14 protein-coding genes are annotated in these 16,115 nt (G+C 64.4%); 7 read left to right on the top strand and 7 right to left on the bottom strand.

Annotated elements, in window-relative coordinates:
• Positions 1 to 47 precede the first annotated feature (47 nt).
• From QM609_RS13870 to QM609_RS13850, 5 genes are all read right to left on the bottom strand, one after another.
• Positions 48 to 2,153: a 3-hydroxyacyl-CoA dehydrogenase NAD-binding domain-containing protein gene (locus QM609_RS13870; protein WP_050656619.1), complete on the bottom strand. Its 2,106-nt coding sequence runs from the start codon at positions 2,151 to 2,153 to the stop codon at positions 48 to 50.
• Complete coding sequence (locus tag QM609_RS13865; RefSeq protein ID WP_003942598.1) at positions 2,154 to 3,374, bottom strand: thiolase family protein; 1,221 nt, start codon at positions 3,372 to 3,374, stop codon at positions 2,154 to 2,156.
• Between the two features lie 161 nt (positions 3,375 to 3,535).
• Positions 3,536 to 4,825: an HRDC domain-containing protein gene (locus tag QM609_RS13860; RefSeq protein WP_050656618.1), complete on the bottom strand. Its 1,290-nt coding sequence runs from the start codon at positions 4,823 to 4,825 to the stop codon at positions 3,536 to 3,538.
• 11 nt (positions 4,826 to 4,836) lie between these two features.
• Positions 4,837 to 6,243, bottom strand: coding sequence for a WS/DGAT/MGAT family O-acyltransferase (locus QM609_RS13855; protein ID WP_003942594.1), 1,407 nt, complete (start codon positions 6,241 to 6,243; stop codon positions 4,837 to 4,839).
• 60 nt (positions 6,244 to 6,303) lie between these two features.
• Positions 6,304 to 6,894: a DUF3000 domain-containing protein gene (locus QM609_RS13850; RefSeq protein ID WP_003942604.1), complete on the bottom strand. Its 591-nt coding sequence runs from the start codon at positions 6,892 to 6,894 to the stop codon at positions 6,304 to 6,306.
• 168 nt (positions 6,895 to 7,062) lie between these two features.
• On the opposite strand from QM609_RS13850, the gene hemE reads away from it, so the two are divergent.
• From hemE to QM609_RS13815, 7 genes are all read left to right on the top strand, one after another.
• Positions 7,063 to 8,160, top strand: a complete 1,098-nt coding sequence (gene hemE, locus QM609_RS13845) for a uroporphyrinogen decarboxylase (RefSeq protein WP_050656617.1) — start codon at positions 7,063 to 7,065, stop codon at positions 8,158 to 8,160.
• A complete protein-coding gene (locus QM609_RS13840; protein ID WP_007732889.1) occupies positions 8,157 to 9,518 on the top strand; it encodes a protoporphyrinogen oxidase in 1,362 nt (453 codons plus the stop codon). Before hemE ends, QM609_RS13840 begins: the two co-directional genes overlap by 4 nt.
• A gap of 4 nt (positions 9,519 to 9,522) precedes the next feature.
• Positions 9,523 to 10,218 carry a hydrogen peroxide-dependent heme synthase gene (gene hemQ, locus QM609_RS13835; protein ID WP_003942644.1) on the top strand — a complete coding sequence of 232 codons (696 nt, stop codon included), beginning with the start codon at positions 9,523 to 9,525 and terminating at the stop codon, positions 10,216 to 10,218.
• Between the two features lie 54 nt (positions 10,219 to 10,272).
• Positions 10,273 to 12,549, top strand: coding sequence for a molybdopterin guanine dinucleotide-containing S/N-oxide reductase (locus QM609_RS13830; RefSeq protein ID WP_050656616.1), 2,277 nt, complete (start codon positions 10,273 to 10,275; stop codon positions 12,547 to 12,549).
• An 82-nt stretch (positions 12,550 to 12,631) separates the two neighbouring features.
• The gene (locus QM609_RS13825) at positions 12,632 to 13,105 is read left to right on the top strand and encodes a YbaB/EbfC family nucleoid-associated protein (RefSeq protein ID WP_223304570.1); all 474 of its coding nucleotides are present in this window, start codon (positions 12,632 to 12,634) and stop codon (positions 13,103 to 13,105) included.
• Positions 13,098 to 13,409 (top strand): hypothetical protein, encoded by a 312-nt coding sequence (locus QM609_RS13820; protein ID WP_050656615.1) that lies wholly within the window; start codon positions 13,098 to 13,100, stop codon positions 13,407 to 13,409. The genes QM609_RS13825 and QM609_RS13820 overlap by 8 nt, the downstream gene beginning before the upstream one ends.
• The gene (locus QM609_RS13815; protein ID WP_050656614.1) at positions 13,409 to 14,329 is read left to right on the top strand and encodes a WXG100-like domain-containing protein; all 921 of its coding nucleotides are present in this window, start codon (positions 13,409 to 13,411) and stop codon (positions 14,327 to 14,329) included. The genes QM609_RS13820 and QM609_RS13815 overlap by 1 nt, the downstream gene beginning before the upstream one ends.
• A gap of 54 nt (positions 14,330 to 14,383) precedes the next feature.
• On the opposite strand, the gene msrB is transcribed toward QM609_RS13815, so the two are convergent.
• Positions 14,384 to 14,815 carry a peptide-methionine (R)-S-oxide reductase MsrB gene (msrB, locus tag QM609_RS13810; RefSeq protein WP_003942631.1) on the bottom strand — a complete coding sequence of 144 codons (432 nt, stop codon included), beginning with the start codon at positions 14,813 to 14,815 and terminating at the stop codon, positions 14,384 to 14,386.
• 9 nt (positions 14,816 to 14,824) lie between these two features.
• A complete protein-coding gene (locus QM609_RS13805; RefSeq protein WP_007732903.1) occupies positions 14,825 to 16,108 on the bottom strand; it encodes a glycosyltransferase family 87 protein in 1,284 nt (427 codons plus the stop codon).
• Between the last annotated feature and the right edge of the window lie 7 nt (positions 16,109 to 16,115).

Below are 16,115 nucleotides of genomic sequence, written 5' to 3'. Positions count from 1 at the left end.
ACGGCGTACCCGAGGGCACGCCGTCCGTGACGGGTCGATCGACTGACTCAGACGCTGGCAACACCAGGCGCGAGGAAGCGCTTGCCGTTGACGGCCTCGGAGGTGCCGGTGCGGTCCAGGTACGGCGTGATGCCGCCGTTCCAGAATCCGAATCCGCCGCCGAGCAGCAGGCAGAGGTCGATGTCCTCGGCTGCCGCTACGACGCCCTCGTCGAGCATGATCTGAATTTCCTCGGCAAATGCACGACGTGTGCGCTCGAGGACCTCTTCCGAAGTGGACACCTTGTCACCCTGCGGCCACAGTGCGGCGACCTCGGGGTCGACGGCCTGACCGTTCTCGCCCCAGGTCCACACGCCGGGCTTGCGGGCCTCGACGAGTGCTTCGAGTCCGGGTGAGCTCTTGAACCGGTCCGGGTACGACTCCTGCAGGGTCTCACCGGTGTGCAGTGCCACTGCGGGTCCGACGAGGGCCAGCAAGGTGAACGGCGACATGGGCATGCCGAGTTCGGCGATGGCATTGTCTGCGACGTTGAAGGGGGTGCCTTCGTCGACGGCGGACATGACCTCACCCAAGGTGCGGGTGACGAGGCGGTTGAAGACGAAGCCGGCCTTGTCGCCGCAGAGGACGGCGGACTTCTTCAGCGACTTCGCGGTGGCGAAAGCCGTTGCGAGAGTGGCATCATCGGTCTTGCTGCCCTTGATGATCTCGAGGAGGGGAAGAACGGCCACCGGGTTGAAGAAGTGGAAGCCGACCACACGCTCGGGATGCTCGAGGCCGGACGCCATTTCCGTGATGGAGAGCGAAGAGGTGTTGGTGGCGAGGATGGTTTCGGGAGCAATGAACTGCTCGAGTTCCGCGAAGACCTTCTTCTTGACGTCCATGTTCTCGAAGACGGCTTCGATGACGAAGTCGGTCTTGGCGAACGCGGCCTTGTCGAGGGAACCGGAGACGAGCGCCTTGAGGCGGTTCGCAGCGTCGGGGGACAGGCGCCCCTTGCCCTGGAGCTTCTCGATTTCGGTGTGGACGTAGCCGACACCCTTGTCGATGCGTTCCTGGTCGATGTCGGTCAGGATGACCGGCACCTTGAGCTGGCGGACGAAGAGCAGCGCGAGCTGGCTGGCCATGAGGCCGGCGCCGACGATGCCGACGCCGCTGACCTTACGAGCGAGCGAGCGGTCGGGTGCTCCGGCGGGACGCTTGGCGCGCTTGTTCACCAGATCGAAGGCGTACAGACCAGCCCGGAGCTCGTCCGTCAGCAGAAGATCGGCAAGAGCCTCGTCCTCGGCCGCGAAGCCCTTGTCGAGCGAGGCGGCATCGGTGATGTCGGTGCTGCGAGCCAGTTCGAGCAACTCGACGGCCTTGACGGCGCCGGGAGCGTTGCCCTTGGTCTTGCCGTCGACGATCGCCTTCGCACGAGCAATCGCGTCGTCCCAGCCCTGGCCACGATCGATCTCGGGGCGAGCGGGGGACACTGTGCCGGCGAGGACCTGCGACGCCCAGGCGAGGGACTGCTCGATGAAGTCGGCGGAATCGAGAACGACGTCGACGACGCCGAGTTCGAGTGCCTTCTTGGGGGAGAGCACCTTGTTCTGGTTCAGCGAGTTCTCGATAACCACGGTGACGGCGTTCGACGGGCCGACGAGGTTGGGGAGCAACTGCGTTCCGCCCCAACCGGGGACCAGACCGAGGAATGCTTCCGGAAGACCCAGTGCGCCCGCATTGGCGGCAACCGTGCGGTAGTGGCTGTGCAGTCCGACCTCGAGGCCGCCGCCCAGAGCGACACCGTTGATGAAGGCGAACGTGGGAACGGACGACTCACGCAGGCGTCGGAACACCTTGTGGCCCAAGCGGCCCAGCTCGAGTCCCTGCTCACGAGAGGTGATCGCGGGAACACCCTTGAGGTCCGCGCCGGCGGCGAAGATGAACGGCTTGCCGGTGACGGCGATGGCAACCGGGTTGGCGGCAAAGGCTTCGTCGAGGGCGGCGTCGAATGCTGCGAGTCCGCCGGGACCGAAGGACGACGGCTTGGTGTGGTCGAAGCCGTTGTCGAGGGTGATCAGTGCAAACGGGCCCTCGATGCCGGGGACCGAGATGATCTTCGTGTAGGCGTTCGTCACGACCTCGTCGGCGAATGCTGTTGCAATATCAGACATTTAGTTGACTCCTGCCTGGTAGTCAGCGTGGTTCGGGTTCTCCCAGATGACGGTGCCGCCCATGCCGAGGCCGATGCACATGGTGGTCAAGCCGTAGCGCACGTCGGGACGCGTCGCGAACTGGCGGGAGAGCTGCGTCATCAGGCGAACGCCCGAGGAAGCGAGAGGGTGGCCACACGCGATGGCGCCGCCCCACTGGTTGACGCGCGGGTCGTCGTCGGCGATTCCGTAGTGCTCGAGGAACGCGAGGACCTGAACGGCGAACGCTTCGTTGATCTCGAAGAGTCCGATGTCCTCGATCTTGAGGCCGGTGCGTGCCAGCAGCTTCTCGGTGGCGGGAACCGGGCCGATGCCCATGACGGCGGGGTCGACGCCCTGGTAGGCGAAGCCCACCATGCGCATGCCGACCGGCAGGCCGAGCTCGGCTGCGGTGTCCTCGCCGGCGAGCAGTGCTGCGGTGGCACCGTCGTTGAGTCCGGCTGCGTTACCGGCGGTGATGCGTCCGGCCGGGCGGAACGGCGTCTTGAGCTTCGCGAGATCTTCGACGGTGGTTCCGGGGCGCGGCGGCTCGTCTTCGGTGGCCAGACCCCAGCCCGCGGAACTGCGGGTGGCGACGGGGACCAGGGTGTCGGCGATGAAGCCGGCCTTCTTGGCAGCGTCGTACTTGTTCTGGCTGTTGACGGCGTAGGCGTCCGTGCGGTCCTTGGTGATGGTCGGGAACCGGTCGTGCAGGTTCTCGGCGGTGTTACCCATCACGAGGGCGCTCGGGTCGACCAGGCGGTCGGCGAGGAAACGCGGGTTGGGGTCTGCGCCCTCACCCATCGGGTGGTGACCCATGTGCTCGACGCCACCGGCGATCACGACGTCGTACTGGCCGAAGCCGATGCCCGACGCGGTCGTGGTGACGGCGGTCATCGCGCCGGCACACATGCGGTCGATGGCGAATCCTGGAACGGTTTCGGGGAGACCGGCGAGGATCGCAGCGGTGCGGCCGATGGTCAGGCCCTGGTCGCCGGTCTGCGTGGTGGCTGCAACGGCAACTTCGTCGATCCGTGCGGGATCGAGCTGCGGGTTGCGGCGAAGCAGCTCACGAATCGCCTTGACGACGAGATCGTCTGCGCGCGTGTCGGCGTACATGCCTTTCGGGCCGGCCTTGCCGAACGGGGTGCGAATGCCGTCGACGAAGACGACGTTGCGTTGGTTGTTTGTGGATGGAGCCACGCGAATTCCTCCTGATGGAGCTGCCCACCGCACCGAAGGGCGGTGAGACGTTGGTTCGGCGATCACGGCCAGGCGTCCGGCCTCGTATCGAGCGTACTACTGCCCATTACTGACCGGTAACTTAACGTGCCGAATTGCTCCAACCTCACACCGGGGTCAGGTCAGGATTCCGGCTCTTCCACTTCGGGCTCGGCCGGGACCACGGAGTTCAGTGCCTCGGCGAGGACGGGAACGGTCAAAGTGCGTTGCCAGCCACGTGCGCCACCGGAAGTGAGCTTGGTCTCGATCGCACTCTCGACTTCGGCGATGTCCGAGTCGGGTTCCAGTTTCCAGTCCCAGCACAGGCGCCTGACCAGGTCGGGTTGGAGCAGATTCTCCACGGGCACCGAAACCTCTTTGCTCAGGTCCGACAGTGCTGCGCGCGCCGCGGTCAACCGATCAGCCGCCGCTGGATCCTGGCGGGCCCAGCGGCCGGCAGCGGGCGGCCCGACGATGGGCGGGGTTTTCGGCGGAAGCTCGCTGTCGGGGAGCTTCCGCGCGGCTTCCAGTGCGTCCATCCAGATACGCGAATAACGGCGTTGACGTGGTCCGCCGAAGACGGGAAGCGAGCGGAGCGCGTCCAGCGACCGAGGATCTTTGAGAGCGGCATCGATGATCGCGGAGTCAGGAAGAACCCGACTCGGAGACACGTCGCGCTTGCGTGCGAGATCCTCGCGCGCCTGCCACAGCGCCCGTACTGCCGCCAACTGACGGGTGGTCTTGAGTGAGGTGATGTGCGACGTACGACGCCAGCGGTCCGGTTTGGGCTTGGGCGGGCCGGCCAGACGGATGTACTCGAACTCTTCCTTCGCCCACTCGAGCTTGCCTTGGGATTCGAGTTCGGCTTCCATTGCGTCGCGCAGTTCGAGAAGCACTTCGACGTCGAGGGCGGCGTAGTTCAACCAGGCGTCCGGCAGCGGACGTGTCGACCAGTCCGCAGCCCCGTGACCCTTGCGAAGTTCCACTCGCAGGGTTCGTTCCACGATCGCGGCGAGTCCGACTCGCTCGAACCCGGCCAGTCGTCCGGCCAGTTCGGTGTCGAACAGTTCGGCCGGCGTCAGGCCCAGTTCGGCGAGGCCGGGGAGATCCTGATCGGCAGAGTGCAGCACCCATTGCAACGGGTTGATCACCTCGGCCAACGGCTGCAGGTCTTGCGCTGTCGGAATCGGGTCGAGAAGGAACGATCCTGCTCCTTCGCGTCGAAGCTGGATCAGGTACGCCCGTGCCGAATAGCGGAATCCGGATGCGCGCTCGGCGTCCACGGCGAGCGGGCCGTGGCCGGAGGCCAGCGCGGCCGCGGCGTCGGCGACACCGGCGGCAGTGGTGATGACGTCCGGAACTCCGTCACGCGGAACGAGCAGCGGAACTACGTCGGAGGTGGGCTCGGTTGCATCATCGGTGACTTCGGACATGGTCACTGACTCTACGTCGCAGTCGGGGCCGGGGTTGTCACCTCAGCGTCGAACAGTTCGTCGAGTGCGGCTCCGAAACCTTGCGCGAGCTGGTCCAATTCGGGTGCCAGATCGGAGCAACTGACGATGCCGACGTCGAGTTTTCCGTCGAGAGACATCACCGTCACGTTGAGACCTGCTCCGTGAAAGATCGGGCCGAGCGGGAACATTCCCTTGATCTGGGCACCGAGGAAGTAGAGCGGGACCGGTGGTCCAGGCACATTCGACACGACCAGGTTGGACACGACGGGGTGACGCTCGGCGAGTTTGAGCGACGAGTACACGCGCATGGCGGCGCCGAACACCGCCGGCGAAGCGAACTGCGACCAGTCCTGGAGCATGTTCGCGCCCAGAGCCTCGTTGTGGTTCTTCGAGGTGGCGTTGTAATCGCTGATCGCGTGCAGGCGTTCGACCGGATCGGCGATCTGGGTGCCGAGTTGCGTGAACATGCCCGAGATCTGGTTCGTGCCCGGACGATCGGATTTGCCGTGGACCGACACCGGCACCATGGCGACGAGGGAGTCCTCCGGCAGTTCGTCCCGGTCCTCCAGATACTTACGCAGTGCCCCGGCGCAGAGCGCGAGAACCACGTCGTTGACCTTGACGCCGTGACGGTCCTTGACGGCTTTGACCTTCGCGAGATCGAGTTGGCTGAACGCGACGTTGCGGTGACCGGTGATCGCGCCGTTGAACGAGGTCCGCGGCGCGGTGAACGGAGCAGGCATCGCTTCACCCTTTCGCGCACGCGTCACCCACTTCGGGAGCATGGCGATTCCGCCCGGGACCAGACGGGCGATTCTTGCGGGTCGGGCGATGACGGCCATGAGTCCGCCGATGGCGATGTCCAGCGTTCCCGCGTCGCCCGCACCCTGTGCTGTGGGATCCACGAGCGCCGGTGAATCCGGTTCGAGACTGCACAGCTGAGCCAGGATGTTCGCGCCGGTGACACCGTCGGCAGCGCTGTGATGGATCTTCGACATGACGGCGATCTGTCCGTCGGCAAGTCCCTCGATGACCCACATCTCCCACAGCGGTCGGGAACGATCCAGCGGTTGGCTCGCGATGTGTCCGGCGAGCTCTGCCAGTTCCGCGTGTGTGCCGGGAGCAGGTACCGCGGTCCGATGGCAGTGCCGCTCGATGTCGAAATCGTGATCGTCGACCCACACGGGGTAGTCGAGATTGAGACGGGAATCTTTGAGTTTGCGCCGGAAGGTCGGCATGGTGGCCATTCGCGAGTCCAACTCGCGAAGCAGCTTCCGGTAGTCGTAGCCGCCCGGGATGGTCGTGGGGTCGAGCAGGACGAGTCCACAAACGTGCAATAGCTGGGTCGGTGTTTCCAAGTAGAGGAAGGTCGCGTCGAGTCCGCTGAGACGTTGCATGACTCATTCTAGAACAGGTTCTAGTATTTTTCCGGGGGAATGCTCAAACGAGTGACAGAGTCAGTCGTTCTGCCGCGACAGCGTGGTTATCCCGGCAGGCGGAAGCCCCGCCGCGTACGCGAGAACCTCGCAGAAAGCCTCGACGTGGTGAGCCAATTCGGACGAAGTTGCAGTCCAGGACGCTCGCAACTCCAGTTGATGGGCTCGCGGAGGCCCGGCGATGTCGCCGTACCGCACGGAAGTTGTAGCTGTGACCGTACCGCCCAGGGCCACAAAAGGTTCCGGTCCGGCCTCCAAAGCGTCCACCAGCCAACTCCAGGCTACTTCGGGAAGTAGTGGATCCGCGGCGACGGCTTCGTCGAGATCGGCCTGGATGTACGCCACCAACCGCATGGTGCCGTTCCACGCCTCGTCGCCGTCCGGATCGAACAACAGGATCAGGCGGCCGAAAGCGTCACCTTCGGACTGCTCGGCCACTACGTCGGAGTCCGGGTGGAGAACCTCGGCCCCCACCGCGTGGCTGTACGGAGCGAGACGCTGCGGCGGGCGGATGGGACCGACCTCTATCTCGGGCCGAACCCGCGCAGCGGTCATCGCCTCCACGGCGGCACGGAACTCGGCCGGGTCGGCTGTCGATCCGGATGTCGTCACAGGTCAGGACGTTAGTCGGGGATGTGGGCGGGGAGGTGGAGGCGCGCCGACCGAGTGTGGCTCGGGTGTGTGGCCGCTCACGAACCGCTCGGGTGTCCGATCCCGAGTGTGGGACGTGGCAGCATTGAGTCGATCGAAGACACACGTTGGCGGAGAGCGCGAGGACTGATGAGCGGGTTGGACAACATGAATTCAGGCATTACCGGGTCGGCGGAGTACAGCGCTCGGCGAGTCTTGCCCGACGCACCGTTGCTTGCCGCGGCGACCGGACGCACTCCGAGTCGACGGCCGGTGTGGTTCATGCGTCAGGCCGGGCGTTCGTTGCCGGAGTACCGCGAGGTCCGCGCCGGGATCGGCATGTTGGAATCTTGTTTCGATCCGGCGCTGGTCTGTGAGATCACGATGCAGCCGGTGCGCCGTCACGACGTGGACGCGGCAATCCTGTTCTCGGACATCGTCGTTCCACTCAAAGCCGCGGGAATCGATCTCGACATCGTTGCCGGCGTCGGACCGGTGGTTGCCAATCCGATTCGCTCCATCGCCGACGTTGCAGCACTCCCGCGACTGGTCCCCGAAGAGGTAGGCGCAATCGCGCAGGCCGTTCGGCTTCTCACCACCGAGTTGGGCTCCACGCCGCTGATCGGCTTTGCCGGAGCGCCGTTCACTCTGGCGTCGTATCTGGTCGAAGGTGGTCCGAGCCGGAACCACGAGAAGACCAAAGCGCTCATGCACTCCGATCCGAAGACCTGGCACGCGTTGCTCGGAAGTTTGGCCGACACCACGATCTGCTTCCTGCAGGCGCAGCTCAAGGCGGGCGTCGACGCGGTCCAGCTGTTCGACTCGTGGGCCGGCGCGCTCTCGCTGGCCGATTATCGGGAATTTGTCCTGCCGCATTCCGAGCGAGTGTTCGCCGAGGTTGCCGCTGCCGGCGTCCCGCGTATCCACTTCGGTGTCGGCACCGGTGAACTTCTCGGCGCGATGGGGGAGGCAGGCGCCGACGTCGTGGGTGTCGACTGGCGGATTCCGCTCGACGTCGCGGCTGGTCGTGTCGGTCCGGGTAAGGCGCTGCAGGGCAATCTCGATCCCGCCGTACTGTTCGCGGGCCCCGAGGTGATCGATCGTGAGGTGCGCCGGATCGCCGCCGAAGGGGACCGCGCGATCGAGGCCGGTGCCATCGGCCACATCTTCAACCTCGGCCACGGAGTTCTTCCCGACACCGATCCCACGGCGATCACCTCGGCGGTGGAGCTGGTGCACTCGCTGTGACAACGACTCGGCCGTCGGTCGCGGTGATCGGAGGCGGAATCTCCGGTCTGGTTGCCGCGTACCGGCTTCGGCGCAGTCTGGGCTCCGAAGCGGACATCACGATCGTCGACGACTCACCGCGGCTGGGCGGGAAGCTGCGAACGATTGATCTGGGCGGTGGCCCGATCGACATCGGTGCCGAGGCTTTCATCGCCCGTCGGCCGGAAGTTCCTGCGCTTCTCGCCGAGCTGGGACTGACCGATCAGATCGTCTATCCCGCGGGCCTGAGTCCGTTGATCTGGTCTCAGGGCTCACTGAATCGGTTGCCGACCGGAACCCTGATGGGAATCCCGGCTTCGGCGGAGTCGGTTCGAGATCTTGTCGACGAGCAGACCCTGGCGCGCATAGCGGCCGAGGCCGGCGTCCCGCTGGAGTGGACCCGCGGTTCCGATTGCAGTGTTGCCGAACTGGTTTCGCAGCGATTCGGTGATCAGGTGGTCAGCCGATCGGTGGATCCGCTTCTCGGTGGGGTGTACTCGGGGCTGGCGGAGACCATCGGCGTGCGTGCAGCTTTGCCGACACTCGCTGCGGCCCTCGATGCGGGCTCTCGGAGCCTCACGGATGCAGTCGCAGCCGCATTGCCGACGCCTGCACCGGGGCCGGTGTTCGGAGCGCTCAGAGACGGGTACGGCATCCTGCTCGATGCGCTGCAGCAGGCCGCCGACGCGACCTTCGTCCGTGGCGAGGCTTCCGGGTTGCGCAGCGACGGGGCTGGTTGGAACGTCGATCCGCTCGGAAGCGTCGACGCGGTGATTCTGGCCGTCCCGGCGCCGCGCGCGGCGGCGCTGTTGGCCGGAGTCGATGCGGATGTTGCGAGTACCGTCGCTCGGATCGAACTGGCGTCGTCCGCGGTGGTGGCGCTCCGGTTGTCCGGGCAGGTCGAACTTCCGCAGAATTCAGGGATCCTGGTAGCCACCGACGCCGACCTGACCGCCAAGGCGTTCACGCTGTCGAGCCGAAAGTGGACACACCTCGCTGATCGCGGTGAGCACCTCGTTCGGGTGTCGTTCGGTCGATTCGGTGCATCGGAGATCGTCGACCGGCCGGATGGTGAGTTGATCGACTTCGCGCGCGCCGATCTCGAGACCGTGACCGGAATCACCGAGGAGCCAGGCGCGACCTTCGTACAGCGGTGGCACGGAGGTCTTCCCCAATACGCCCCAGGTCACACGGAAATCGTGGCTGAAATCGAGTCCGGGATGACGCAGTTCGACGGCCTCGCCCTGGCCGGGTCGTGGCTGCACGGCGTTGGGGTTCCGGCGTGTGTCGCAGTCGGCACGACGGCGGCTACACGGATATTCGAGCGAGTGGCACGATAGACCCATGGCACGCCTTGATTTCGACAAACTGAACTCTGAAATCCGTTACCTCATGTTCTCCGTGTTCCAGGTGGAACCCGGTGTGCTGGGCGATGATCGGGAAGCTGCGGTCAAGGACGCCCGCTTGTTCTTCGAGGGTCTCGAAGACAAGGGCGTCGTGGTTCGCGGGATCTACGACGTCGCCGGCCTGCGCGCCGACGCGGACTTCATGATCTGGACCCACGCGGCCACCATCGAGGAACTGCAGGCCGCGTACGCGGATTTCCGTCGCACCACCGTCCTCGGACAGGCCAGTGCTCCCATCTGGAGCAACTCGGCGGTGCACCGCCCCGCGGAGTTCAACAAGAGCCACGTGCCCTCGTTCATCGCGGGTGAGGATCCGGGCGACTACATCTGCGTCTACCCGTTCGTCCGCTCGTACGAGTGGTACCTGCTCCCCGACGAGGAGCGTCGCAAGATGCTCGCCGATCACGGTATGGCTGCTCGTTCGTACAAGGACGTTCGCGCCAACACGGTCCCGGCCTTCGCCCTGGGGGACTACGAGTGGATTCTCGCGTTCGAAGCACCCGAGCTCATTCGTATCGTCGATCTGATGCGCGATCTACGTGCCACCGAAGCTCGCTTGCACGTTCGCGAAGAGGTGCCGTTCTTCACCGGCCCGCGCGTGGACATCGAGAAGCTGGTCCTTTCCCTTCCCTGATCTGCTTCGAAAGTAGTTTCTGTGACAACTGCACCGAACCGGCGTCGTCAACACATGTCCCATTGGGGAATGTTCACCGCCGAATCGGTCGCCGGCGAGGTGACCGCCGTGCATCCGTACGAGGGTGATGCGAATCCTTCGCCGATGCTCGGGAACCTCGCCGGTTCGGTGCGCAGTCGGGCTCGTGTTTCGGGCCCGGCGGTGCGTCGGGGTTGGCTCGAGAACGGGCCGGGTCCCAGCGACCGACGTGGAGCCGACGAATTCGTCTCGGTCTCCTGGGACGAACTGACCGAACTCCTCTCGCGTGAACTGCGTCGCGTGGTCGACGCGCACGGAAACAACGCGATCTTCGGCGGCTCGTACGGCTGGGCCAGCGCCGGCCGATTCCATCACGCGCAGAGCCAAGTTCACCGATTTCTGAATCAGCTGGGTGGATACACCAAGTCAGTTCACAGCTACTCGCTCGGTGCCACCGGTGTCATCATGCCGCGTGTGGTCGGAACGCACTGGAAGTTGTTCGCGCGCTCCACGTCGTGGGACGTCATCGCGAAGCACTCCGATCTCCTCGTCTCGTTCGGGGGAGTGCCGATCAAGAACACCGGAGTCAATGCCGGTGGTACGAGTGATCATCCGACGCGCGGGGCGCTCGACGCGTTTCGTGCCCGCGGCGGAAAGATCGTCTCCTTCAGTCCGTTGCGTGACGACGTCGAGGGTGACTGCGAGTGGATCGCACCCGTTCCGGGAACCGACGTTGCAATCATGCTTGCCCTGGCGTTTGTCCTGGCGTCGGAGGACCTGCACGATCGCGATTTCCTGGGCCGTTTCTGCGTCGGTTACGAACGCTTCGAGGATTACCTGCTCGGACGTTCCGACGGTGTACCGAAGGATCCGCGCTGGGCGCAGAAGATCTCCGGTGTGTCGGCGGAGTTCATCACCGACCTGGCTCGGAGAATGGCGTCTGGCCGGACGCTGGTGACCGTCACGTGGTCGTTGCAACGCATCAAACACGGTGAACAGGCGCCGTGGATGGGCGTGACACTCGCAGCGATGCTCGGCCAATTCGGGCTTCCGGGTGGAGGTTTCGGGCACGGCTACGGTTCGATGAACGAGCCGGGTCTGGCTCCGGTGCCGTATCCCTTGCCGACCTTCTCGCAAGGTGTGAATCCGGTGTCGGATTTCATTCCGGTAGCCGCGATTTCCGACCTGCTGCTTTCGCCCGGGGAGGAGTTCGACTACGACGGCCGACGCCTGACCTATCCTGACATCCGGTTGGTCTATTGGGCCGGTGGCAATCCGTTTCACCACCATCAGGATCTCCCGAGGCTGCGACGGGCATTTGCGCGTCCGGACACGATCGTCGTTCACGATCCGTACTGGACGCCGATGGCCCGCAACGCCGACATCGTGGTCCCGTCGACCACCTCGCTCGAACGAAATGACCTGAGCTGCACTCGAAACGACCCGCTTCTGGTCGCGATGCAGCAGGTCGTTCCACCTTTCGAGAACTCGCGTGACGACTACGACACGTTTGCCGCTCTGGCTTCTGCGCTCGGATTCGGGGAACAGTTCACAGAGGGGCGATCCTCACAGGAGTGGATCGAGCATCTCTACGCTCAATGGCGGCCGTTCGTCGATGCAGACGGCGGCAACACACCGACGTTCGAGGACTTCTGGGCAGAAGGGCACTACCGGATGCGAACCGAAGACAACCTCGTGCTCTTCGGTGACTTCCGTGAGAATCCCGAGAAATATCCGCTCTCGACTCCGAGTGGGAAGATCGAGATCTTCTCCGAGACCATCGAGTCCTTCGGCTACGACGACTGCGCCGGCCATCCGCGCTGGTACGAGCCCGACGAGTGGCTGGGTGGACCGCGAGCCTCGCAATTCCCGCTTCACTTGATCGCCAATCAGCCCAAGACGCGTCTGCACAGCCAACTCGATCACGGCGCTGCGAGCCAGGCGTCGAAGATTCAGGGACGCGAGCCGATTCGTATGCACCCCGATGCAGCGGCCGCGCGCGGCGTCTCGGCAGGAGACGTGGTGCGGGTGTTCAACGATCGCGGAGCGTGCCTTGCTGGTGTGATCGTCGACTCGGACTTGCGGAGCGACGTCGTCCAACTTTCCACCGGTGCCTGGTACGACCCGCTCGATCCTGCCGATCCCGACTCTCTGTGCGTGCACGGCAATCCCAACGTTCTGACACCGGACATCGGTACGTCGTCACTCTCGCACGGGTGCACCGGCCAGCACGTTCTGGTGCAGATCGAGAAATTCGACGGGGCCCTGCCGCCGGTCAAGGCGTTCGATCCGCCCGTGCTTCGTTCACGCTGACGGAACCGATCGGCCACCTCTCGCGTCGAACCTCGTGAGCGCCTGAATCAGGTGTCACGATCTATCGAAGGTGGGGGCCATCGTGAGTGCAGCGGATGTTGGTTCGATGCGGGGGCAAGTCGAAGTACTTCGGGCCCAGATCGATTCGATGCAGCACGTTCTGTTGGAGCGGACTCGATCGCTGGCGGACTTGCAGGAGAGGATCGCTCGAGCGACGGCGAGCGCGCGTTCGAGTGACGGCAGCGTGGAAATCGTCGTCGACGCCTCGGGGGCGGTGGTGGGAGTCGATCTCTCGGGGAGTTCTTACGCCAAGCATTCGCCGGCAGCGTTGGGGAATCTGATCCTGGCTACGGCCGCGTCTGCGGCAGAAGACATACGCCGACAGGTTGCCGAGATGACGAAGCCGCTCACGGAGGCGGCCGGAATCGACTTGCCGGACCTGGTTCCGGGCGTGCTCGGATTGCGCGAGATTCTCGAACCTCGTCCGAGCTCCACACCGGCTTCCTGCGACGAGAACTGGGACCGCACCGTTCTGAGGAGCTCCGGCAATGTCTGAACTGGGCGTGAATGTGGCCGCGATGAAAAGTGCTGCACCAGCCTTCGCGGTGGTCGCTGCCGATCTCGACGAGGCGCGGAGCGCTCTCGACGCAGTGGTCGCCGCCGAAGAGGGTTGCTGGGGCGCTGACCAGTTCGGATCCGCATTCTCAGGCGCATATGTTCCCGGTGCTGAGTCAGCAGTCGGTGGGATGACGCTGGTCGCGGGCGCGCTGCGCGAATTGACCGCCACGCTGATCGAGATCACCGATCGTTTCGAATCGATCGACACCTCGCTTGCCGACGACATGGCGGGTGGGCTCTGATGGGACTCGAGATTCCAGGCTGGTTACAGGCGGTTGCGTCGGTCGCGGTGGGCAGTGACTGGCCGCAAGGAGACGAAACGGCACTGTGGAGGTTGGGTGATGCCTGGTCAGGCGCGGCTGATCGGATCGAGGCTTCGGCCGCTGCCGGTGGTTACGGATTGCAGGCAGTACTGGCATCGATCGACGGTCGAGCCGGCGACTCGTTGTCTCGGTATTGGTCCGAGGCCGGGGGAGTTGCGGAGGTCTTCGAGCGGTTGTCCTCTGCCGCGGGCGAACTGGGTCAGTCATGCACCGATACCGGCACGGACATCGAGTACACCAAACTGTCGATCCTCGCGGCGCTGGGCGCACTGGCGCTCGAGATTGCCGCCATGGTGGCGGCTGCTGTCCCGACACTGGGTGTCAGTACCGCCGGGGTCGTGGCGGCTGAGGTCGCAACAACACTCACGGTCCGAATGTTGTTGCAGCAATTGTTGATACGAGTGATCGAGGCTGCGGCAGTGGAAGCTGCCGCTGCCGTCTTCTCCGGCCTCGCCATTCAACTCGGGCAGATGACGATGGATCATCGCCAGTCGATCGACGGTGGCAAGGTCGTGACCGAGGGGCGCGACGGTTTCATCAAGGGACTTGCGAACGGAGGGTTGAAGACGACGCCGGATCGTGTCGGCCCTGACCCGAATCCGCTTCCGACCGGTTCGAGGTTGCAGGAGATCGCGCGAGGTGCCTTCGACGACGCGGTCTCGGGAGCGTCCGCTGCGATCGTGACGAAGGAGGTCACGGGCGGCGACGCCGCGTTGACGGACATCACTTCCGGCGCGATCGGTGGCGGGATCGGTTCCGTCAAAGACGGACTTGTCGCTCGCAACGAGGACCTGAATGCGGCCGGTCTGAGCCCGACTGCGCTGAACTGGGACTTCTGAGTGGAAAGTCTCGAATCGTGGGCTACCAGTGATACGGGGTAGCCCACGACCTGGCTACTGAGCGGGCTTGAGGACCAGCGAGATCGAGTTGATGCAGTACCGCTGATCGGTCGGCGTCGGGTATCCCTCGCCCTCGAAGACGTGACCGAGGTGGCTGTGGCACTTCTTGCAGATGACCTCGACGCGGCGCATCCCGAGTGAGCTGTCTTCTTTCAGGATCACAGCATCCGAATCCGCCGGATCGAAGAAGGACGGCCACCCGCAGTGCGATTCGAACTTCTCGGTGCTGCGGAACAGTTCGGCTCCGCAGGCCCGGCAGGAGTAGACACCTTCCGTGGTGGTGTCGGTGTACTCGCCGACGAAGGGGCGTTCGGTGCCGGCTTGGCGCAGGACGGCGAACTCCTCCGGCGTCAGTTTTTCGCGCCACTCGCTCTCGGTGTACGTGACCTCAGGTGTGCTGTCGATGCCATCGTGTGAAGAACTCATGCCTCCACGCTAATGCTTTGTCGCCGTTTCGGCTTCGTCGGCAGGTGAGACGGTATCGAGTGGGGGATCGAGGAGGTACGCGGGATCGATTCCCCGATCCAAGCGGCCCTCTCGACGCGCGACCAGATACCGGTATCCGAGGACACAGAAGATCACGATCAGCAGAAGGCTCCAGCCGAGGGTGCTCTTGGTGTATTCGGCCGCCCGGCCGAAGGTCGGCCAGCGGTTCGACCACCAGCTGTCGAACGTCATGAAGCCGTAGACGGCGAGCCAGGCCGGCCAGTTCCGCATGACCGAGTTCTTGAGCACCACGGACATCAGGAGCGGGAGCAGCATCATCGAGTAGTACATCTGGCCGAGCGAGGGCAGCAGGAACGACGCGGTCATGATCACACCGGTCGCGGTGGTGAGGAAGAACAGTTCGTCGTTGCGGTAGTAGCGGTACAGAAGCCACAGAGAAACGACGACCATGGCGGCCAACACGACGCGCAAGAGCAGGATCAACCATTCGGGCAGACCGAAGTAAGCGCCGTTTCCGACAATCGAACTGTTGAAGTAGTCACGAGATTCGAGCAGGTACGGCACGGTGCGGCGGACGAAGTCCATCGGATCCGACGCCAGCGGCCATGCCACGACCGTGAGAATGAACGGGATGCCCAGGGCGGTGACGAACACCTTCCACTGACCGCGAACGAGTGGCAGCAGGAGCAGCGGCGCGAGAGTGGGTTTCACTGCGATGGTGAGACCGATCGCGGCGCCGGCCCACAGGTCCTTCTTGCGCATCAGCAACAGGAGGAAGGCAACTTCGCCGAGCAGGACGAGGCCGTTGATGTTGGTGAACACCAACGTGTTGGTGACCGTCTCCGACATGAACGCGCCGAGCACCAGAATCGGCGCCGCGATGGAACTGATCGTCAGGTCGAACAAGCGCAACAGCAGGTAGAGAGCCACGAGAATGGCGACGGCATTGACACCGATGAACAGCCACCGTGAGCGCTCGGGATCGAGGATCGCCAGGGGGGCCATCAACAAGGAACCCGATGGTGGGTACAGGTAATGGGGGTCTACGGAGTTGAAATCTGCGGTGTAGACGTCGCGCCCGTTCCAGAACGCCAGCGCGGCGTTGTAGACCGGTCGGAAGTCATCGGTGATGGCGCCGTTGACTGCTGTGACGATGACACGATTGAGCACTGTCATCACGGCGATCGGCCACAAAACGAAGTTGACGACTTGTTGGGTTGTCCGCCCGGTACGCGGCTCGAGCTGTCGAAGGAACACTTCGGCACGGTACACCGGAGCA

It is taken from the genome of Rhodococcus sp. IEGM 1302 (assembly GCF_030056935.1).
In the GTDB taxonomy this organism is placed as follows: Bacteria; Actinomycetota; Actinomycetes; order Mycobacteriales; family Mycobacteriaceae; genus Rhodococcus_F; species Rhodococcus_F qingshengii.
Note: the sequence above shows the minus strand (reverse complement) of the source record. Positions and strands in the feature narration are given on the sequence as shown.